At 51.8% G+C, this 20,239-nt stretch carries 19 protein-coding genes; 5 read left to right on the top strand and 14 right to left on the bottom strand.

Going from position 1 to position 20,239, the window contains the following annotated elements:
- Nucleotides 1-297: 297 nt before the first annotated feature.
- Together ACIDITHRIX25_RS70515 and ACIDITHRIX25_RS70520 are read right to left on the bottom strand one after the other, a co-directional pair.
- Nucleotides 298-1,233 (bottom strand): hypothetical protein, encoded by a 936-nt coding sequence (locus ACIDITHRIX25_RS70515; protein ID WP_201732304.1) that lies wholly within the window; start codon nt 1,231-1,233, stop codon nt 298-300.
- Entirely contained in the window at nt 1,218-1,838 is a 621-nt protein-coding gene (locus ACIDITHRIX25_RS70520; RefSeq protein ID WP_052607017.1) for a hypothetical protein, read from the bottom strand. The genes ACIDITHRIX25_RS70515 and ACIDITHRIX25_RS70520 overlap by 16 nt, the downstream gene beginning before the upstream one ends.
- Before the next feature lie 607 nt (nt 1,839-2,445).
- Between ACIDITHRIX25_RS70520 and ACIDITHRIX25_RS70525 the strand changes: the two genes are divergently transcribed.
- Nucleotides 2,446-3,648 carry an IS4 family transposase gene (locus ACIDITHRIX25_RS70525; protein WP_052607018.1) on the top strand — a complete coding sequence of 401 codons (1,203 nt, stop codon included), beginning with the start codon at nt 2,446-2,448 and terminating at the stop codon, nt 3,646-3,648.
- 463 nt (nt 3,649-4,111) lie between these two features.
- Here the strand turns inward: ACIDITHRIX25_RS70525 and ACIDITHRIX25_RS70530 are convergent, their stop codons facing one another.
- Genes ACIDITHRIX25_RS70530 through ACIDITHRIX25_RS70550 form a run of 5 tightly spaced genes read right to left on the bottom strand, consistent with a single transcriptional unit; the run spans nt 4,112 to nt 6,619 of the window.
- Entirely contained in the window at nt 4,112-4,423 is a 312-nt protein-coding gene (locus ACIDITHRIX25_RS70530; RefSeq protein WP_201732305.1) for a hypothetical protein, read from the bottom strand.
- Nucleotides 4,424-4,448: 25 nt separating this feature from the next.
- Nucleotides 4,449-4,964 (bottom strand): transposase, encoded by a 516-nt coding sequence (locus ACIDITHRIX25_RS70535; RefSeq protein WP_201732306.1) that lies wholly within the window; start codon nt 4,962-4,964, stop codon nt 4,449-4,451.
- A 5-nt stretch (nt 4,965-4,969) separates the two neighbouring features.
- A complete protein-coding gene (locus ACIDITHRIX25_RS70540) occupies nt 4,970-5,236 on the bottom strand; it encodes a transposase (RefSeq protein WP_249685680.1) in 267 nt (88 codons plus the stop codon).
- Nucleotides 5,133-5,933 (bottom strand): IS1595 family transposase, encoded by an 801-nt coding sequence (locus tag ACIDITHRIX25_RS70545; protein WP_249685620.1) that lies wholly within the window; start codon nt 5,931-5,933, stop codon nt 5,133-5,135. The genes ACIDITHRIX25_RS70540 and ACIDITHRIX25_RS70545 overlap by 104 nt, the downstream gene beginning before the upstream one ends.
- 8 nt (nt 5,934-5,941) lie before the next feature.
- The gene (locus tag ACIDITHRIX25_RS70550) at nt 5,942-6,619 is read right to left on the bottom strand and encodes a transposase (RefSeq protein ID WP_201732307.1); all 678 of its coding nucleotides are present in this window, start codon (nt 6,617-6,619) and stop codon (nt 5,942-5,944) included.
- Nucleotides 6,620-6,772: 153 nt separating this feature from the next.
- On the opposite strand from ACIDITHRIX25_RS70550, the gene ACIDITHRIX25_RS70555 reads away from it, so the two are divergent.
- A complete protein-coding gene (locus ACIDITHRIX25_RS70555; RefSeq protein ID WP_201732308.1) occupies nt 6,773-7,573 on the top strand; it encodes a helix-turn-helix domain-containing protein in 801 nt (266 codons plus the stop codon).
- Between the two features lie 297 nt (nt 7,574-7,870).
- Here the strand turns inward: ACIDITHRIX25_RS70555 and ACIDITHRIX25_RS70560 are convergent, their stop codons facing one another.
- Nucleotides 7,871-8,485 (bottom strand): ImmA/IrrE family metallo-endopeptidase, encoded by a 615-nt coding sequence (locus ACIDITHRIX25_RS70560; protein WP_201732309.1) that lies wholly within the window; start codon nt 8,483-8,485, stop codon nt 7,871-7,873.
- A 3-nt stretch (nt 8,486-8,488) separates the two neighbouring features.
- Nucleotides 8,489-8,851 (bottom strand): helix-turn-helix domain-containing protein, encoded by a 363-nt coding sequence (locus ACIDITHRIX25_RS70565; protein WP_201732310.1) that lies wholly within the window; start codon nt 8,849-8,851, stop codon nt 8,489-8,491.
- 113 nt (nt 8,852-8,964) lie between these two features.
- Between ACIDITHRIX25_RS70565 and ACIDITHRIX25_RS000000104095 the strand changes: the two genes are divergently transcribed.
- From ACIDITHRIX25_RS000000104095 to ACIDITHRIX25_RS70575, 3 genes are read left to right on the top strand one after another with little or no spacing between them, the layout of a single operon-like run.
- Entirely contained in the window at nt 8,965-9,234 is a 270-nt protein-coding gene (locus ACIDITHRIX25_RS000000104095) for a DUF3892 domain-containing protein (RefSeq protein WP_201732311.1), read from the top strand.
- A gap of 11 nt (nt 9,235-9,245) precedes the next feature.
- Nucleotides 9,246-10,109, top strand: coding sequence for a CBASS oligonucleotide cyclase (locus ACIDITHRIX25_RS70570; protein ID WP_201732312.1), 864 nt, complete (start codon nt 9,246-9,248; stop codon nt 10,107-10,109).
- A 4-nt stretch (nt 10,110-10,113) separates the two neighbouring features.
- Nucleotides 10,114-11,007, top strand: a complete 894-nt coding sequence (locus ACIDITHRIX25_RS70575) for an S-4TM family putative pore-forming effector (RefSeq protein ID WP_201732313.1) — start codon at nt 10,114-10,116, stop codon at nt 11,005-11,007.
- A gap of 249 nt (nt 11,008-11,256) precedes the next feature.
- On the opposite strand, the gene ACIDITHRIX25_RS70580 is transcribed toward ACIDITHRIX25_RS70575, so the two are convergent.
- From ACIDITHRIX25_RS70580 to ACIDITHRIX25_RS70600, 5 genes are read right to left on the bottom strand one after another with little or no spacing between them, the layout of a single operon-like run.
- Nucleotides 11,257-11,796 (bottom strand): DUF8108 domain-containing protein, encoded by a 540-nt coding sequence (locus ACIDITHRIX25_RS70580; protein ID WP_201732314.1) that lies wholly within the window; start codon nt 11,794-11,796, stop codon nt 11,257-11,259.
- Nucleotides 11,786-14,401: a TrlF family AAA-like ATPase gene (locus tag ACIDITHRIX25_RS70585; protein ID WP_201732315.1), complete on the bottom strand. Its 2,616-nt coding sequence runs from the start codon at nt 14,399-14,401 to the stop codon at nt 11,786-11,788. Before ACIDITHRIX25_RS70585 ends, ACIDITHRIX25_RS70580 begins: the two co-directional genes overlap by 11 nt.
- Complete coding sequence (locus ACIDITHRIX25_RS70590; protein ID WP_201732316.1) at nt 14,394-17,513, bottom strand: type I restriction endonuclease subunit R; 3,120 nt, start codon at nt 17,511-17,513, stop codon at nt 14,394-14,396. Before ACIDITHRIX25_RS70590 ends, ACIDITHRIX25_RS70585 begins: the two co-directional genes overlap by 8 nt.
- Nucleotides 17,510-18,649: a restriction endonuclease subunit S gene (locus ACIDITHRIX25_RS70595; protein WP_201732317.1), complete on the bottom strand. Its 1,140-nt coding sequence runs from the start codon at nt 18,647-18,649 to the stop codon at nt 17,510-17,512. The genes ACIDITHRIX25_RS70590 and ACIDITHRIX25_RS70595 overlap by 4 nt, the downstream gene beginning before the upstream one ends.
- Nucleotides 18,642-20,231, bottom strand: coding sequence for a class I SAM-dependent DNA methyltransferase (locus tag ACIDITHRIX25_RS70600; protein ID WP_201732318.1), 1,590 nt, complete (start codon nt 20,229-20,231; stop codon nt 18,642-18,644). The genes ACIDITHRIX25_RS70595 and ACIDITHRIX25_RS70600 overlap by 8 nt, the downstream gene beginning before the upstream one ends.
- Nucleotides 20,232-20,239 lie beyond the last annotated feature (8 nt).

A 20,239-nucleotide genomic window follows, 5' to 3' on the forward strand; every position in this document is an offset into this window, starting at 1 on the left:
GACTCGAGCCTGCCACGGCGCCGACATGGAATCAAGCGATGACACGCGATCAGACCGTCCGATTTGACGGCTCATCAGCCACAAGCGGGTACTTGATTCCACACTCCTCTATGACGCGGTGAGCACGATGGACACCATCACCTTGATAGGTTCTGTCATTCATTGCCTTCTCAAGGTCGCAGATAGACCCCTTAGGGATCTGCTTACCAGTGTGCTGAGCAGTGGCGATGACTATGCGAGTGCAACAAAGCCACAGATTGACTTCGATGACCAACTTTACTTAGATCTAGGGAGGAGTCATCGTCGTACGTACTTAGCTCCAAGGCCGTCGATTGTCTCTTCAAGGGGAATGATAAAGTCTGCGATCCAGTACCTACCACACGGCCCACGACTGAGGTGCAAAAGATCTTCTAGGACTCCGAGTACCTCATAGAAAAGGACGGAATCAGGCGCACTTGTGGGATAGCGCACGCGTGCTATCAACGAATATCCCCCGGGTCGATCAAGAAGATCTCCATAGGACGGTAAAGAAACAACTGAGGGATCATCTTGCTCGTAGAGGACCGCCTTATAGAACGCATCAAGTAGCAGGGGTCCAAAGGAAAGGAGCGGTTCGTAAAGCAACTCTTGCGCCGCCTCCCTCCAGCCTGGCACCGTGTCAAAGTTGACCTCTTTTTCCATCTCCTGAGGAAGTGTTCCAACGTGTTCCCGCTCCCAGTCGTCATACTCGCTGAGAACCTGATAGATGAGACCCCAGCTTCCTCTTGCTATTTCCTCGTAAGGGGAGGGAATTGATTCTAACGGAATCAACTCATCCACGAAGGCAGAAAAGGTGGCCTCCTTTGACTCTGCCAGCTGAGGAGCTTCGAAATAGCGAGCGACAGGCCAAATCCTCGGTGCTCGCAGAGCTGCTCGCAGTCCTCTGCGATCATCGATTTCTAGTTCGAGGGGGATTGCACCGTCTTCTAGGACCTGGTTCAACCACCGACCCTCATTACACTTAGAGACTCTGCCTAAAATATCGGATCCACATACAACGACCAGCCCTACTTCTGCACGAAACTCCAATCTGCCTGCCAACACAGACGTCCCTGAGGCGTCCTGAACCAGAACTCTTTGCCTTGCGAATAGTTCTTGATCTGTTGCTGGGTCGAGATGAAGATACCAGATACGGCTAGACAACAGCCGCTGGCGATCAGTCATACCGCGAACTTGGATTACCTTGGTTGGCATGTCACATCCGTCGGCCCTGAAGAATTATTTAGGGTCACCGTAACTCCATCACCAACGTAAGTCGCAGTAGCTGTGCTGTAGTAGGAGTCAGTACGACCAGTCACACAGGCACCATACGCACCGAGACTTACCTCGCTCATATTGGTTTTGGTATAAGATCTTGCGTCCAACAGCTCATAAACACAGTAAAAAAAGTTGCAATACCTCAAGTACAGATAAGTGTTTATAGAAATAGAGCTCTGGACCGCGCCACCGCAGCCGACCGTCCACTGAATTCCTATGGTACCTGGACGATGACTACTGTTGTGAAAGTAGGCTGGTGTCAGCTGACAGTCAGTATGAGGTTGGATAATTATTTGAGGGTTTGTGGTTCCGACCTTTGCAGTGAGCTCCGATGTTTGCAAATAATTTGTGCTACTTAGAGCTTGCTCCTTGCCTACCAGGGTTGAATTTACTATACCATTAGCGCCCATTGGCTCGAACGAAGGTTTCAAAGTTGCGCTAACGTTACTGGTACTACCTAACCCCACCCCGGTTCCTAGGCTAAATATTCCAATACTAACGGCTAAGACCGCCCCCTTCTGAACGATTTTCCACACCTTCATAATTCCCCCTTTTCAGTAGTCCTGCTTACCTGGGTTATCATGTGGTTCACATGCAAATCTTTACACATCGTGGCGACGAGTGTACGAAATTTGGAGATATTTCCGAAAGCGTATTATCTGTTTAGGGGTTTGCCAGAATGCTCACGGGAATGCTAGTTCGGAACAGAAAGTGGTAGCTGGGCTGGCAGATGATTTGGTGTGATTAAGGGTTCTAGATACTGGGTTCGTGATCGACAATCCAAATATTGCCGAGTACCAAGGTACTCTTTGGAATTGCTGATCTGATTGAGATGGGTGTTGTGATCAAGGAGTGGCCACGTGGTGGAATAGATATTAGGCAAAGAGTTTCACCCTCACCTTGTATTAGCGCTTGGTAAGGCAGTCTCTTGGCCTATTGAGACTGAGGAGGCCGAGAGGATAGCTGCTCGTCTATGGGAGGACTAGACCGTTTTCCCGATTGACTTGATGAGTTCAACGAGATGAGACCGGCTGATGATTAGGGAGCTTGAGTTCGGGGAAGGGCGGCGGGAGCTACATGTTGGTGATGGTAACCAGTCTTAGCCTCAATACCGTTCAGTTAAGGATTCCTTTGTGGTAATGTGTATCTATGCCACGTTCTGGTTGGGTAAAGCCCGCAACTGATCGGCGATTGTCCGATCTCGTCTCAATTGGCCTGCTTGCGAGGGTGTTCCCTCCAGATGTTATCGATGAAGCGATCGAGGATGCTGGCCGGAGGGAGATCCGAAACCGAGTTCTTCCCGCCCGGGTGATGGTCTACTTTGCCATCGGCATGGCGATGTATTCAGAGGGATCCTATGAGGACGTCTTCTCCCAGCTCTCCGATGGCCTGTCATGGTCCAAGGGGTGGACTGAGTCGTTGAAGCCTCCCTCGAAATCAGCTCTTTTCCAGGCTCGGCTCCGTCTAGGAGCAGAGCCACTACGTCATCTCTTCACCAAGGTGGTGCGCCCCTTGGCCACCCCAGATACTCCCGGATCCTGGTTCGCCGATAGGCGCGTGATGGCGATCGACGGCACGTGTTTAGATATTGCCGATACCGAGGCCAATGAGGCTCACTTTGGTCGCCCTCCCTCGAGTCGAGGGGACCGCTCTGCCTTCCCTCAGGCACGCCTGGTGGCTCTAGCCGAGTGTGGAACCCATGCAATCGTCGATGCCGTCATCGGCCCCTGTACCAGCTCTGAGGTTGAACTCACTCGAGAACTCATGGGCCGTCTTCGTCCCGGGATGCTCGTGTTGGCTGATCGTGGCCTCTATGGGTTCAACCTGTGGGAGCAAGCTAGCGGTACCGGGGCTGATCTGGCCTTTCGAGTCAAGTCCACCCTGTCCCCGCACCATGAACAGACGCTGGCCGATGGCTCCTGGATCGCCTCCATTCGGCCTACCTCTGGGACGGGTCGTGGCGGGAGAGATCCCCATAAGGTACGCGTTATCGACTACACCATAAATGGTGATGATCGCTATCGGCTCATCACCACCTTGTTGGATCCCGTCATCGCTCCGGCTAAGGAGTTGGCCCAGCTCTATTCAGAACGCTGGGAGATAGAGACCACCTTTGACGAATTAAAGACCCACCAACGAGGAGCGAGAGAGGTCTTGCGTTCCAAGTCTCCAGAACTCATCTACCAAGAGATCTGGGGACACCTGTGTTGTCACTACGCCATCAGAGTCCTCATGGCTGACACAGCAGCGCATTCAGGACGTGACCCAGATCGAATCTCCTTTGTCGCTACACTACGTATCGCCCGGCACTCTGTCGCAAAGGGTGATTTTCCCCCCAGTAGGAACAGCTGAATCCGAACTGATCTGGCTCTTTGCCATGAACACCCTCGCGAAGCGCCTCAATCCGCCTCGTCGATTGCGCTCGAACCCTCGAGTGGTCAAACGTAAGGTCCCCAAGTGGACAGCCAAGCGCCTTAATCACCACCATTGGCCCTCAACCTGAGCATCCGCCGCAGATATGTGTGCTGGTGCTCAACTGAACGGTATTGAACTGAGCCTGAATCCACAGAAATGGACCAGCTTGAGCCCTTCGGTGTGAATCCAAGTCGGTTTTTTGGAACTGATTTAGGTTTGACGGAGGGTCTATGGCTTAAATCTGGTTTCAGAGTGCCAAATATGACCTAATCCCTTTGTGGTTGAGCCTGTTTGGTCATTTTTGAGATTGTGAAATCTCATTTTGGGTATAGTGACCTAATCCCTTGTCTTCTAGAGCAGTTGTTTCAAGTAATACTCAGTGTGTTAGGTAACCAGATGTTCAGGTGATGGCGATCTCAAACTTTCTGATCCGATCAAGAGCCTCTAAGAACTTATCCTTATAGTGCCAGTGTTCTTCAAGATGCAGTATTACTTTTCTAGCTGAACGAGTGATATGTCCTGCGATCTGAAAGTAACACCGTCGAAGCTTTGGTGTGGTTATTACAGTTTCTGTAATAGCACCTATTCGTGCCAGGTTGTGTGCAGTTGCACCGTGCCAGGTTGTGTGCAGTTGCACCGTGCCAGGTTGTGTGCAGTTGCACCGTGCCAGGTTGTGTGCAATTGCACCGTGCCAGGTTGTGTGCAATTGCACCAATGGCTAATTAGACCAGAGCCAATCAAACGGCATTAGCGTTCATGTATCTGGATGGAACATGATTCCGCCTAGAACCTCCTTTGAGATCCTTGATGACTAGTTCGATCTGGGCATGTGCTCGGTGATCAGCCTCAAGGAAAAGCGTTTCGCCTTGTCGATCGGTAATAAATGCGTGATAGTCATAGTCACTAAATAGTGCCAGCTGAGACCCTGGAGTAGGCTTTGTTCTTCCTACGATAAGACGAACGTCTTGTCTATCTCTTGCAAATGCGCGATATTTCCCTGTATTTCCCTGTATTTCCCTGTATTCAACTTCTGCTACATCAGCTCCACCTTCAAGCCAATAAGGAATTGAAGTCCATGTTTCTTCTGGTATGGCTGCAATAACCTGCTTCAATCGTTTTGACATCCGTGTTGTAATGCAAATGCGAACATCACCCGCACTAGCTGCGTCTCTAACGGCTCTTGAGTAGAACCCAGAGTCAAAACGCATGGTTATTTCACCAGTTGCTCCGGCGGCTCTGGCATTGTTGATCATACTTATCAAGTTTCGTAAGCAAGAGCCATTTTGGAATCAGATTCGCGGAGTAGCGGATGTGGAGACGCAAACACACATGTATTGAGAAGTCGCTCTACCAAGGACATTTCAAAGTGCCTTCGGTTGAATCGGTATGCGAATTCCTCGAGGTAAAGTTGCTTATGTTCCTCACGTCCGTGGTATGTTCCGTCGATAAATTTCTTGCAGTTCCCTATCAGGATGTTGAGCCATTTGAATGTTACATGTGCTTGTTCGTCTTTGGATAGAGTGATCGAATGCGCTAGTCCAAGGTCTTTCAGCACATACCCCGTAACTTGGGTTACCATCACTTATCAGCTTGGTATCGGAATCTAAACGTCTCACAAAAACATCTTTGAATGATTTAGCAGTGGTATCTTTGATTACTTCCATGAAGCAATGAGTAGGAGCACCATTGCTAATCGACACTCCAATTAGGACATTGGTTTGTTTTGTTCCCTTTCCTCTTCTGCCTTCGCCATGGCTCTCACCACCTAAAAAGAACTCATCTACCTGGACGTTTCCTCCAAGTTTATATAAACCATTTCGGTCAGCCATTGCTTTTCGTAGCTTATTTAGCATCAACCAGCCAGTCGAATAAGATACTTGAACGAATTTAGCAATGGTAGTAGCCGAAAGACCACGCTTGTCGTTGGACAATAGATAGATAGCGGAGAACCACTTGGATAAAGAGATATGGCTTCGATGGAAGATGGTTCCGGAGGTAACGCTAGTTTGACGGTGACAAGATTTACATTGAAAAAGTGGAGCTCGAGATGCTGCATTTCTTCGATGGTTTGGCCTGATTAAGGTAAACTGGTCAGAGTCACACTTTGGGCATCTAAATCCCTCTTTCCACCGCAATTTGATCAAATGATCTTCACATGCTTCCTCTGAAGCGAAGCGTACCATAAAGCCTGAGATATCCACCATGCCTCCTTTATCGAACATCTGTTCTACTAAAGATTAGCTCCAATCTGGTCTCGGTGGAGGCGAAACTTACGAAACTTGATAAGTATGTTGTTGATTACCTGAGTTACAAACTCTCCGGCACCACGAGCGGTATTGGCGTTGCCTTCACGTGTCACTATTCCAAGAATGTCACCTGTTTTACCAACAGCTGCTAGGTGTGGGTGATACCCCCTTAGGTTGGTATAACCAAAGTAAGCTCCTTCTTTTTTGTTTCCATATACCTGACATATTGTGGAATAAACATCAATGGTGAGCGACTCATCACCTGGACCTACTCCAGCTAGCCAGGCTCGTTCTAGCAACAAAGCTGCAACTCGTTCAACATCTGCGATGTCACTGGTCTCAAAACTACGCAAGAAGACACCAAGAGTGGATGGTGCTGGCATTATCTGACCAAGGATAACTTGCGCATTTGGGCTTTCAAGGATTGCAGTGTCATCAATGCAATCACCACCGGCCAAGATAGATGCGACGATAGCCATAGCTTTTCTGCCAACATTTGCTCGTCCAGGACGATCCTCTAGGTCAATGTGTAAATCAAAGAGATCCCTAAGGCCAAGTCTCTCAGCAAGGGTGATAGGGAGTATTAACCCACTGTTGGAAACTGCGTTCGAATCGTCAAAGGTGACTATCAAACACTCTAAAGCACTAGTAGATGCTCGCATCTAAAAGGTGCTCCTTAAACTGATAGATTTGAATTGTCTTCAAACATCATTCTACCAGTTCAGAGCATTTTTTTAATTCCAAAATCAAAGTTGATCGGCTAAATTTTCGGTGGATCCAGGCTAAAGAGCGAACAAGATCGGATAGCAAGTCGATTGGCACGAATTGAAGATCAGTTTGCTAGCCTCGATGCGAACTTCGGGCAAGTACGAGCAGTATTGGCCGACACGCTCGATCTGACTCGAGACTGCCATACTGCGTACCTGGAAGCGGGTGACAACACCAGGCGACTTTTCAATCAGGCATTCTTCGCCAAGATCTACATCGATGAGGATGAAGAGACACGCGAGCAGACCGTCCGAGTTGACTACAGCGAGCCCTTCGACACTTTGCTCTCACGCCTCATTCCAGCGAGCGTTCATCGCACTCTTGACATAGAAAAAACCGCCCCCAGGGACATTCTGATAGGCGGTTTGAGCGACACGTTGACCGGCACCGAAAAGGTGCAGGGTTCTCATACGGATACTTTGGTGGTCCTCGCCAGACTCTTCTCGAACTCGACCCCATCTGCTCTCTGCCGTGCGATAAACGCCTATCGTCAACTGGACCTGAGCAGGATGATCTGTAAACGAGTCGGTCGGGTGCACCCTAACCGAGCGAAGCGGCTAAGCGACACGCAACTCGCCCGTCTGGTTGACCGATATGAATCCGGCGCAACGGTATACGAGTTGGCCTCAGAGTTTTTGATTGACCGCCGTACCGTCTCGATCCGCCTTAAACAGCAGGGGGTCATCATGCGCTTGCAACCGCCTGCGGAGGAGACTGTCGACGAGATAGTGCGACTCTATGAATCAGGCTTGTCTATGAGCAAAGTAGGTCAACAAGTCGGCTACTCGGCAGATTCGGTTGGTAGCCACCTGCGAAAGCGTAGAGTCAAAACCAGGGAACCACGATGACGACCATAGACCATCGTTCAGAATAATGCGACCAAATGATCTCGCTTAACTCTGTCATCTTCCATTGTGTTGTTGCTCAAGTGGGTGACAATCATCGACACAAGTTCAGCGCTACGTGACAGAATCAGGCCAACTGGCTAGTCCCCGCTTATGCCCCATAATACAACCCTTCCATCACCTAAGCTGGTCGAGCCGAAACACCCCACGCTTTGATGTAATGTCGTGGGTATGCGACCACTAGAGCTTCCGTGTCACGAAGAATCAACGTTGATTGCGTCAAACTCGCTAGCTCAAAAGTCAAAAGCTTGCATACTTCTGTCTATAAAAAGGCTTGCCATAATATGATTCTTCCAAAATTTTCCACTTTGCATGAATCAAACTGCCTGTGGCCGCGTATCCTAAGCGCTCACCGCGCTTTGCTAGGCCTGCGTAGCTTAATGTGGTACCAGTCTCTCGCTTAAGCTCGACAATGGCTCGCTGTACTGTTTCCAAACCCACGGGTTGGCGAGGACTGACACCACGTTGGTGAAGCTCGTCCACGAAGAGAGCTTCAGGTAAGAGTAGTTCTGCTGCGAATACTTCTGCGGCGATTTCACGCACATCTGAGCTATTCTCGACAGTGCCACAAGCGCCGTTATCGATCAGATGATGCTTTAGCTCGTGCGCAAGCGTAAATAACTTTGGGTCATTTGGTAGGTCTTTATAAACCATCACCGTCGGACCATCTTCGTCACATATGTATACTCCTCGCAAAACACGCAGCTTGACCGGCCAATAAATAAGATCAATTCCTTGGTCCTTGTATATCTTGCGCATTTGCTGAAGCTTAAGAGATGGACCATCGATACCATATTTTTCTCGAACCAGGAGAGCCTCGACTTTGGCATGAGCATAAGTTTGGCTTCGGCTCATTGCTCAGCCTTTGTTTTTTCCGATTGCTTTGTGTACATACTTTGCTCGTCTGAACTCAGCGAAACGAATTAGTTCCTCAACATCGCCAACCGGTAAAGCTTCTGCTGCTCGTAGTAAAGCTTCTGTCTCTTTCTTGACGGGATCTGTATCTTGCGGAAAAAAAGTAAGTATGGACTGCTGGAAGAAGCGAGCTAGCTTATCCAAGTCAGCCAAATCAGGCTTGTATGCTCCAGTCTCCCACCTTGACACTGTATTAGCAGCTACACCCAACTGTTTTGCGAGCGCTTCCTGTGAGAGGCCCGTCTCTCCGTAGGTGGTACGTAGCTGCCGTATTCTGCCTGCCACATATTTCAAAACATCTGTCATTAAATATGTCCTCCTGTTTTAGTAAATAAATATCCTATAACTGTTGACATACGCTATTGAGCTACCATATACTAAAAGAGTATCATAACTCAACATGAGAAGGAAGTATAAAAATGGTCCAAATCACTGCGATCCATATGGTCGGGACAGAACATCACCAACATATTGATGAAATGAAGTGGGTCAATTCTGGCACGGGCGCCACGGGTGCGAGTACCCGCGAAGCTATGGTCACTTTCGTTCGCAGTAATCCCGACCAAGCCTACGTTCAGGGGCCAACGATGAGAGCGTTCCTGCGAGTACGTGAGGCAACCCCGCCTTACGTCCAAACCTACGCCGATAGCACTTGGACAGATAACTTATTGAGCTTACCGAGGTATTAGGAGGTAAACAAATGGCCAAGACAGTTACAGCATCATTTGCTAAGCTCCGACAGAACTTGGAAATCACGGATCTTCAGGCTTCAACTGTCTCGACGAGACAAACGAACGTAAGAAAAGCCGTTGAAAAGGACTTCACGGTACTTAAGTCGTTCCTGACGGGCTCATACAAGAGATCAACAATGATCGCTCCCCTCCATCAGGCTGACGTTGACATCTTTGTAGTCTTAGATGCTAATTACTTTAAAAGCGACGGGCACGCGGCCTTGCTCGGCGGAATACGGGCGACTCTACTGAAGACATATCCCAGCACTCCTAAAATCAGCCGAAATGGACACGCCGTGACGATTTCGTTCACTGATTTCGAAATTGACGTGGTCCCAGCCTTTAACCGCAAAGGCGGTGGCTTTTTGATACCGGACTCAAGTAACAAACGATGGATCGAGACGGATCCAACTATTCATGAGACCTACATGAGCAAGTCGAACGCTGACCATGGTGGGACAGTCGTTCCAGTTGTCAAGATGATCAAGGCCTGGAATCGGGAGATTTCACGAAGTTTCGTTCCGTTCTACCTAGAGCTAATCGCTGTAGAGATCTTTGCTGGCGTAACCCTCAGTTCAGATTCAAGCGCAGTTCGTTACTTCTTTGACAAAGGCCGTGAACGGATCAAAACGAAAGTCAAGGACCCTGCTGGTCTTGGAGAGCAGATTAATCCTCTCTTCGCGACCAAGACTGTCTTTGACGCAGTCAATCGCTTTCAGGTCGCTTACGACAGAGCGATCAAAGCTGAGCAGTTTGATAAGAACGGCAATACTTCCGCTGCAATAGTCGAATGGAGAAAGGTATTCGGAGATTACTTCCCGGCATACGGTTAGTTCTATGGCACAATTTTCCTCTTCGAATCCATCCATGCATGACATTGGTGTTGCGCAACACAGTGATCGCAATCTTCGCAGGCAAGAAGCCAAAGACCGCTTCTATAAAATAGGAAACCGTTGGCACTTTTGGGGAGCGTCAGCAGCCATTGTCTTGGCGCTAGCATCGCCACTCGTGCTCGTGTACGAACCAGACTGGGGTCCGTTGCTCGGAGCAATTGCTGGAGTATGGATCTTCATGTCCCGCCTCCTTTTCGAACCTCTCAAGCAGGGCTACCAGGTAAAAGGGGCCTCTGCCCAAGAAATGTTCGATTGCGATGTCCTTGGCCTCACCTGGAATGATGCACTGATTCGTCAGCCTTCGGAGGAGGAGATCCGATCGGCAAGTAAAAGATTCAAAGATCCGAAGTCAATAAAGAAGCATTGTGACTGGTATCCCACCGATGTTGATATTGCCTGGCCAAGAAGTGTAATCACTTGTCAACGATCGAATGCCGTCTGGGCCAGACGTCAACATCATGCATATGGATGTTTTCTTTTGGTCTCCGCATTCGCATGGGCAATCTTCGGTGTGATCATCGCACTTTTACAACAAACGACGCTCGCCGGATACCTGACGACCATTGCTCTCCCATCGCTCCCAGCTGTCCTTGACGCCATTGATCTATCGAAGAAGCATTTCCTGGCATCATCCCGTCGCCAACATCTTGAAGACGAGACAAATGCACTGTTCGATAAGAACGATTGCTCGCATGAGGCATTGCGGGAGATCCAAGATCAGATATTCGATTTGCGACGTGATGCTCCACCAGTTGCTGGGTGGTTCTACTGGATTTTGTCCAAGACCTACGAGGCAGACATGCGTTATGCTGCTAAAGAAAGAGCAGTTCATGACTGAGGTATCCCAGATTCTGTGGATACCAGTTATGCCAACCTACGATGTTGGTGAAGAGGATAACGCAATGATAGCAACGAGGTGGAAGTTGACGCTAGAGTGAGAAAATCTAGTTAAAGTTAACCTCCACCAAGCCCTCAGGCAGTATGGCGTGGAGATGAGAAACCCCTGGGACCATCCTCGTCACCGCCGGTGCTGACGCTCCAGATCCATCTTCCGACACATGACCACCTCAGACGAATCGATAACCAACTAAGTGCCAGCTGATTCCCATAGTTGCCGAAAGTTGTCGAGTTGCTGGAACGCGTCTGCAGGTTCTGCCACAGAAAGCAGCAAATAGGCATAGTCTCCAAGGCCATGCATCAGGCGAAGATACCGCAGCTTTTGGTTTCGGTTGCGTACGTAGCTGTTTGCGCCTAACACTGACCCCACAATCGCGAACAGTACGCCTACCACAATCAGGACCCAACCCCATCGTCCAGACTTAGCGATGCCAGCGCCTATTGCAGCGACCACCGCGCCGACGCCTGCACCACCGCCAGTGATGATTGGCCCCAAGCGCGATTCCCAGGCCTGTGACTTCTGCTTATCGCGAGCCTTGGTGTAGTCGCGTACGATAACATCACGCAACACTTCCAGATCAGTCAGGACTCGCCATCTCCACCCGTCAGGCTCCACTAGCCCCTGGGCCTCGGCGTCTTTCCCGGCTGCAACTTGCGCTGCCTGCAAGGCATTTCTGGCCCAGCCGAATTTCGCTTCGATACGTTCCGCTGAATTCTCGCTAGAACCCATAGAGGTGTTGCCTCGCATTGAAGGCTGCCGACCCGCCTTCCAATATGTTCTCCGCCAGCACCCGTATCGGTGCATCGTCCAACGAACCCACACCGTCAGCTACCGGCCTGCCGTGCTGACCGTCCCCTTCAAGAGTCACGATCAGCTCCGCATCCCCGAGGACCGGCACATTAGCATTATGGGTGCTAGCAATGATTTGTCGTACGCCCTTTAGCTTCCTTAAATGAGCTACGACACCGTCGTACACAAACCGATTATCCAGATCGTCCTCGGGCTGGTCGATCACCAGGGGAGCTGTTGAGGCGCCGAGAAGAAGGAGCAGTAAGGCTGTAGCGCGCTGACCCTTCGATAGCTCGTCCATGGTCCTGAGTTCCCGCGTGCCTTTGACTGAGGAGATATCGAGCTTCACCTCCACTGCATGACCGACCAAAAGCTCCTCCAGTTCACGCAGAAGCGCTTCTCCGGCATTTACCAAGCCCACAGCCTGCGCTCCTTTGATTCCTAGCTTTTCAAGTTGTGACCCCCCAGAGCGTATCGCCTTTACAAACGACCGAGGGGAGAAGTCGTCGGCATCGACGGCGGCAGCTATCTGAGTACGAGCGCCCGAGATATGTTTCGTAATCACTTTCATGATGTGGCTCCGATCGGGGGCCGCAATTGGCACCACGACGACGACGCCTCCAGTAGCTGCGTTCGCGGACCGTACCGCTTCATGTAAGGCTTCGACTTGCTTGCGCTCCTGAGATGCCAATTGACCTAGAAGCTTGTCTCGATTCTCTTTTAACTTCTTCAGAGCTTCAGTCTGACTGGCGAGACGAGGCTGCTTTGCCAGTAGATCGTCGAGTGCCCGACTCGTATCTAGGTACTTGTCAGGTTCTAGACCTTCTTCATGGAGCTTTCGCAGCACCTCCGCATGTCCATCGCGTTCGTCCTTGACTAGAGACTCCCAGTCCACCTGCGCTCCCTTGATAGCTGATTCTGCCTGGGATACCGCCTCGTATGCGTCTTCGGATAGCTTCTTCAGCGTTGCGGCGAGTTTCGAAGTGGCGGCAGAGATTCGTTCCAAGGTCTCCTGTCTTGGTGAACCGTCTACCCCTTCGTAGAGCGCGGTTAGCTGAGCCTCAAGCTGTGCATCACCTATTCCGCCAAGTGCCTCGGAAACGGCACGGACCCTCTGTCGTCCCTCCGCAAACACGGACTCCTCCCTGGTAAGTCGCTGCAAATCCTCCAGCCGTGTCGCAACATTGATCTTCTTGTATTGGTCTACCTGCTCTTTCAGGCGGGGGATATCGTCGAGCTCACCCTGCAGTGTTGCCAGGTTGTCCTCTACGCGCTTCAGCTGAGTGCGGTTCTCGCTAAGCCTCTCGAGAACGTCACGGAGCTCAGGATGTTCCCTTTCATCACCCGCAAAGCGGCGTAGCATATCGGCGACGTTCTTCGGGCTACTGGCCAACTCAGCAAGTTCGTGCTGCCCGAACACCTCTACTGAGCCGACAACGTCGATAGGCAGCAAGCTCGTAGCTGTCCCGCTCGCGTCCCGTACGACAGACGGATTAGGCACGACCCGCTCGACCATGTAGCGATGAGGCGCCGGAGCCACCGTTTGTACTTCTACTCTCACCACGGTTCCGGACCGCAAGACCTTTTCTACAATAGCCTTATGGTCACGTTTAGCGTCATCGCCTATCGGCTCCACATCCAACGCGTACCGAAGGCTCTCGACGATAGTGGACTTTCCGGTGCCTCGCCCACCTATAAGGGCAGTGAGGTCGGTAGAGATGGGGATGGTAACTCCATCAAGGAAGCCACCAGTCCAGCTGATCTGTTTCAGTGTGGCCCGTGGCTGACCTGTTGGGTCAGTTGGGGAAACTCGTGTTTCTGGTGTGCGGACAGCCAGCTTAAGGCTCTCTAATCTCGCCCCACTGAGCTTGAACCAAGTCGTCGCTCCCTCCGTCCTGAGCTGATCCGGGTGCATGACGTCGTCGGCATGAATAACCGCGAGCGGGTGCTTCCGATCGTACGGCTTCTGGCCCTTGACAATCTTCTTCTGGTCTGTACCTTCGCTTTGCCCGGGGGTAACGGCTATCGCATGAAGGTTTGGATCCTTGACCATTGCCACGAGCGGTTGACCCCTTCGACCCGTAAGCATCCCTCCATTGGGAACGTTAACGTGAGAAGGAATCACCAGCGCTCCCTTGTCGGTCATCCTTTGAAGAATGTCCTTAAAGGAGTCCCCGGTTGTGCCGTTCACGCAGGAAGGCTCTACACCACACGCACCTATTGCTGCGTTTACAGTCGACAATTTCGTACCTGACTCAAAGATCACCAGCAAGTGAATGCCTTCGGCTGAGTTGGCTTCGAACCCCGGTAGGGCCGCTATTCCGCGGCTCTCCGACGCAGTAATGAGGCCGCTGGCTGTATCAACACACCAATGGTCTGTGATGGCGATCAGTCCGATTCCGAGGTTCTCGCACTCATCGAGCAATGCGTTGTTGTATTCGCTCTCTGATGCGAAGAACTTCGATGGTTCATTCCTTCCTTGATAGCTATAAGGATTAATCTGGAGTGCAACACGAATCCAATGAGCACCAACAGGATTAGTCATCAGCTTCTCCATAGCTAGAAGTGGAGCTAGCAAGCAGACTGGCTTGCTGCAGCACGAGCTCCACAGCCTTCTCCTCAAGATCGGGTGGGTAATCGTATTTCGCAAGAAGACGCCTGACCTTTGCGCGCATCTCAGCCTTGACTGACGCCTTGAAATTCCAGTCGATCGTGATGCTGTTCTGAACTTGAGTGACTAAGTCAACAGCGATCTTTTTGAGGACCTCATCACCCATGGTGAGGACGGCCGAGTCGTTCTGGACAATGGCGTCATAAAAAGCTGCCTCGGCAACACTGAGTCCAAGTTGCTCATGGCGGGTATTCTGGTCGCGCATCTCCCTGGCGAGCTTTACTAGCTCGGCGATAATCTCGGCGGTTGTGAGCGCTCGGTTGGTATAGCGATTTATCGCCTCGTCAAGTTGCTCCGAGAATTTGCGTGCCTGGACAAGGTTGCTGCGCTGGATGGTGCGAATCTGGTCGTTGATGAGACGGCGTAGCAGCCCCATCTGGAGGTTGGGCTTCTCCTTGCCAGCGAGCGAGTCCAAAAACTCGTCACTCAAGATGGATAGGTCGGGAGTGTCAACACCAGCGAGCTTATAAATATCGATGACCGCGTCGGCAGACACCGCCTCGTTCACGAGCTGGGAGATTGCGGTATCGATCTCCACGCCTCCGCTACCCGCCCTCCCGGAATCAGGGTTCTGAATCTTGATAATTGCTGCCCGAACGTCAGCAAAGAGGCGAATTTCGTTACGGATCGCTACTGCTTCGTCACGTGCTCCGCACAGAGCGAAGGCGCGTGTAAGTGCAAGAACCTGGTCGAGGAAGCGACTTATCCGATCGGGATCCGCCATCACGAAGTCGAGAACCGATGCATGCTGACCAAGCCGCTCGGAGGCCGAAAGCAGCGGCGAAGAGTCGAACGGACAGCCGTGCAGAATGGCACGAATAACGTCGTGTTTCTCTAGCATGACGGCAACCATCTCTTCGATCGGGACGCCAGCTTGATCCTTATCCGAGGGAGAGTACTCGGCAAGGGCTTTCCGAAGGTTGGTAGCAACGCCGATATAGTCGACGATCAGACCACCCGGCTTGTCACGGAAGGTGCGGTTCACTCGAGCGATCGCCTGCATCAGGCCTGCGCCCTGCATCGGCTTGTCGACGTACATCGTGTGCAGAGCTGGAGAATCAAACCCGGTGAGCCACATATCTCTGACGATGACGATCTCCAGCGGATCGTCAGGATCCTTCGCTCGGTTCTTCAGCTCGGTGCGAGTCTTCTTGTCATGAAGGTGACGTTGATATGGAGTTGGGTCGGCTGCGGAGCCAGTCATGACAACCTTGATCTTCCCAGCCTTCGGGTCGTCACTGTGCCAGTCTGGTCTTAGTTTGACGATCCTGTCATAGAGCTCGACGGCAATGCGACGACTCATTGCGACAATCATGGCCTTGCCAAACAACTCAGCTCGGCGCTTCTCCCAATGGTCCACAATGTCTGCAGCGATCAGATCCAGACGTTCGCTAGCACCAACAATGGCTTCCACTCTGGACCACCGCGACCTGGCGCGAATCGCATCGGACTCCTCGACCTCCTCTGTTATCTCGTCGGCTAAAGCGTCGATATCTGCATGGGCCTCGTCGTCGAGAGAAACCCTCGCTAGTCGGGATTCATAGAAGATCTTGACGGTCGCGCCATCCTCAACCGCCCGTGTCAGGTCGTAGACGTCGATGTAGTCACCAAACACCGAACGAGTGGACTTGTCTGCGGACTCGATTGGTGTGCCGGTGAAGCCGAGATAGGTGGCATTCGGTAAGGCATCGCGTAAGTGCTTGGCCAAGCCTGATTTCAACGTGCCGTCCGCTCCAAGTGTCTCAGTAAAGCCATACTGCGAGCGATGCGCTTCGTCTGCTACGACCACCACGTTCCGGCGGTCCGTTAGAACAGGATTCGAGTCGCCACCGACTTCGGGGGCAAACTTCTGGAGCGTCGTGAATAGTATTCCTCCCGAAGCACGCCGAAGAAGCTGGCGGAGTTCGATTCTACTATCAGCCCGAACCGGCTTCTCGGGAAGGATCTCGGCTGGAGCAAACACTTCACCGAAGAGCTGATCATCGAGATCGTTGCGGTCCGTAATGAAGACAAGTGTGGGATTGTTCATCCTGGGGTCACGCATGAGCTTCGCTGCGAAGAACACCATCTCGAAGCTCTTGCCAGATCCCTGAGTGTGCCAGACCACGCCACCACGTCGATCACCATTCGGTCCTGCTGCCTCAACCGTAGATTCGACTGCGGCGTTCACTGCCCAGTATTGGTGATACTTCGCAACCCTCTTGACGAGACCTTTACCCTCGTCGCTGAATACAACGAAGTTTTGTAAGATGTCTAGAAAGCGCTGCTGGTCGAAGACACCCTTGATCAGGACCTCGAGTGCCGGTCGGTTGGTAACCACCTCGCGGCCATCCATCGTTTTCCACGGCGCATAGTGCTCGAAAGCGCCTGTGAAGCTACTCATGGCGGCACTCGTGCCATCACTGATAACTGTGACCACGTTCGGAGTGAAGATTGACGGAATATCCGAACGGTAGGTCTGCACCTGGTTCCAGGCGTTCCTCAGAGTGGCGTGCTCGTCGGCGAGGTTCTTCAATTCGAAGAGCGCTACCGGAATGCCATTCAAAAACACCAGTACGTCGGGCCGACGGTTCTTGCCTTCGATGATCGTGAACTGGTTAACAGCAAGCCATTCATTGTTCTCGGCATGCTCAAAATCAATTAAGCGAATACGATTCGTGCGTAACTGACCATCAGTAATCCTGCGCTCAACTGGCACTCCATCACGCATCAGCTCGTGGACGCGCTTATTCTCCGCCACCGGATTTTGGGACTCCGCGCGATCCAGTCGCTTGACCGCCTCATCGACAGACGCAGAATCGATACCCTTATTGAGTCGTGTCACTGCCTCACGAAGGCGTTCGTAAAGATATACCTGATTCCAAGTAGACCTTTCTGAGAGAAGTGTGTCAGGAGCAATCTCAGGGCCGAACGCTGTCGAATATCCAAGCTCTCGCAGGTACTCCAGCGCAGCCGCCTCGACCGTTGACTCATTCAAGATGTTCATGCCACGGTCTCCTGCGCCTCTGACACTCGGATACGACCGGAGAGCAGCTCTGGAAGAAGCACATCACGGATATTTGATAATTCGACGACTTCCCGACCCAATGAATCTGTCCGAGCAACGAGTGGTCGAGCTAACTTCGCGAACCGTTCCTGAGCGTCCGCTGACACCATCGGCGCTAGATATGTCGGAATAGCGTCTCCTGAAAGATGTAGCACCGTAGTGCCGCTTGTACGGCTCCGACAATATTGGCGAAACGTCTCATCGGTGAGAATTCCCAACAAATATTCATTTGAAATCACATCCGTCGGTCGAATAATTGCAAGATCGAGTGAAGCCACCAGTGTGTCGGCCGTATGATCAGATGGAACTCGGACGGCACGCCCAACCACTTCAGCTCCCTGAGTAAGGTCGGTCTGTGCAATGACCACCTCACCCGGTTTGATTACCTGAGATAGCTTGTACGGACCGCTGTATGGCTTCAGCCCTTCTGGCTTGTAACCACCGGTTCGGGCAAACGACTTGAGCGTTACGAGGGATGTCCTCGACGCCTTGAGATCAGCGCTCCTATAAGAGACACCCTTCGTGATAATGGTCAGCTGGGAGAGGGGTAGCCGTTGAACGGACTCCTTAACTTGCAAATTCTGAAACTCGAGGGATAACAACTCTTCCATCACTGCTATCTGACGCCTATTCGACTCAATCTTGTCATCCAGCGCTCCGAGCGTCGCTGAAATCGCTAAACGATCCGATTTAGCTGGAGCATCAAACTCGATAGAGTTCAGAATTGATTGATTCAATAACGGTTGTCCCGAACCAACTCTGCGATCATTGAGATTAAGCGAGGAAAGCACGTAGTACCAGTAACGTGTCTCGGCGGGGTCCTCGGGTTGGCAGATTATTGCGTTATCAGTTACCCAACACGCACTGGGCACAAAGTAGCAACTGCCGCAATAGCTTCCAACGCGCCCGATGACTATACATTGCTCGGATACGTTGGATACCGCACTACGCCCAATGATTCCGTTCGAGCCATAAACCGGAAAAGCCCCATCATCGGTACGACGGGGAGAAGATTTGCCATTTCGAAATTTAAGCCAGTTCTCAAGTACCGGTCGCAAGGCAACGCCACTAAGCATCTACGACTCCGAGTCTTTCTCGAATAACTTCTTCGAGCCGTCGCCCTTCCTCAAACTCGGCAAACAGTTCCTTCTTGAGCCGCTCAATCTTTTCTTCAAGCGGCTCGGCGTCTGCTTCTGCCTCCTCGGCGCCGACATACCGCCCAGGAGTTAGCACGAAGTCGTGATGCTTGATTTCGTCTAGGCTGGCCGCTCTAGCAAACCCCGGGAGGTCCTTGTATCCGGCCTCGTGGTTGCGCCAGGCGTGATAGGTGCCCGCGATCTTGCCAATGTCTTCGTCATCGAGGACGCGCAGGCGGCGACTCTCCATGACGCCAAGCTTTCGGGCATCAATAAAGAGAACCTCGCCTTGACGTTTGCGGTGACCATTGCCATGGCGGTCCTTGCTGACGAACCACAGGCAGACCGGGATCCCGGTATTGAAGAACAACTTGTCCGGCATGGCCACGATGCAGTCAACCAGGTCGGCTTCGACGAGCTTGCGACGAATCTCTCCCTCGCCGCTGGTCTTGGATGAGAGCGAGCCATTCGCAAGGACGAAACCAGCGGTACCCTTTGGAGACAAGTGATATATAAAGTGCTGCACCCAGGCGAAGTTGGCGTTACCTTCAGGTGGAGTACCGTACCTCCAACGTGGATCATCTGCGAGTTTGGCATCCCACCAATTGCTGACGTTGAAAGGTGGATTTGCGATGACAAAGTCTGCCCGCAGATCTAGGTGTAAGTCATTAGCGAAGGAGTCATCGGAGTGATCACCCAAGTCGGCCTCGATGCCTCTAAGCGCAAGGTTCATCTTGGCCAGTTTCCAAGTGGTGTCGGTGAATTCCTGGCCATAGATAGAAATGTCAGTACGCTTGCCGCCGTGAGCTTTCACGAACTCGGCAGACTGCACGAACATTCCTCCCGAGCCACAAGCAGGGTCATAGACACGACCGTGATAAGGCTCCAACATCTCAACCAAAGTCTTGACGATGGACCTCGGGGTATAGAAGGCTCCAGCGTCCTTGCCAGTCTCCTTGCCAGCGAACTGACCTAGGAAGTACTCATAGACTCGGCCTAACACATCGTCGGAGCCGTGATCGTCGGACTCGGTAAAGCCAATGGATCCGATAAGGTCGACGAGTTGACCGAGGCGACCCTTATCAAGACCCTCCCGGCCATAGTTGCGGGGCAAGACACCTCGGATCGACGGATTCTCCTTCTCGATCAGATCCATCGCCGCATCAATATCTTGACCAATTGTGGGAAGCTTGGCTCGGTCCTGAATGTGCTGCCAGCGAGCGTTAGCTGGAACCCAGAAGACATTGTGGCTGGTGTACTCGTCTCGATCCTCGATAAGGCGTGCGCGACGTTCGGCGTTCGGGATGAAGTCACTGGAGTCGGGATCGCTTAGACTCGCTTCGATCGCTTGGCGACGTACCTCAAACCGGTCGGAGATGTACTTGAGAAAGACCAATCCGAGGACGATGTGCTTGTACTCGCTCGGTTCCTGGTTGCCCCTAAGCGCATCCGCAGTGTCCCACAGGCGCTGTTCGAGCGACTTGGCTGGCTTCGTCGCAGTCTTGCGTGGCTGACCCGCCATCAGTGATA

This window comes from Acidithrix sp. C25 (assembly GCF_904848545.2).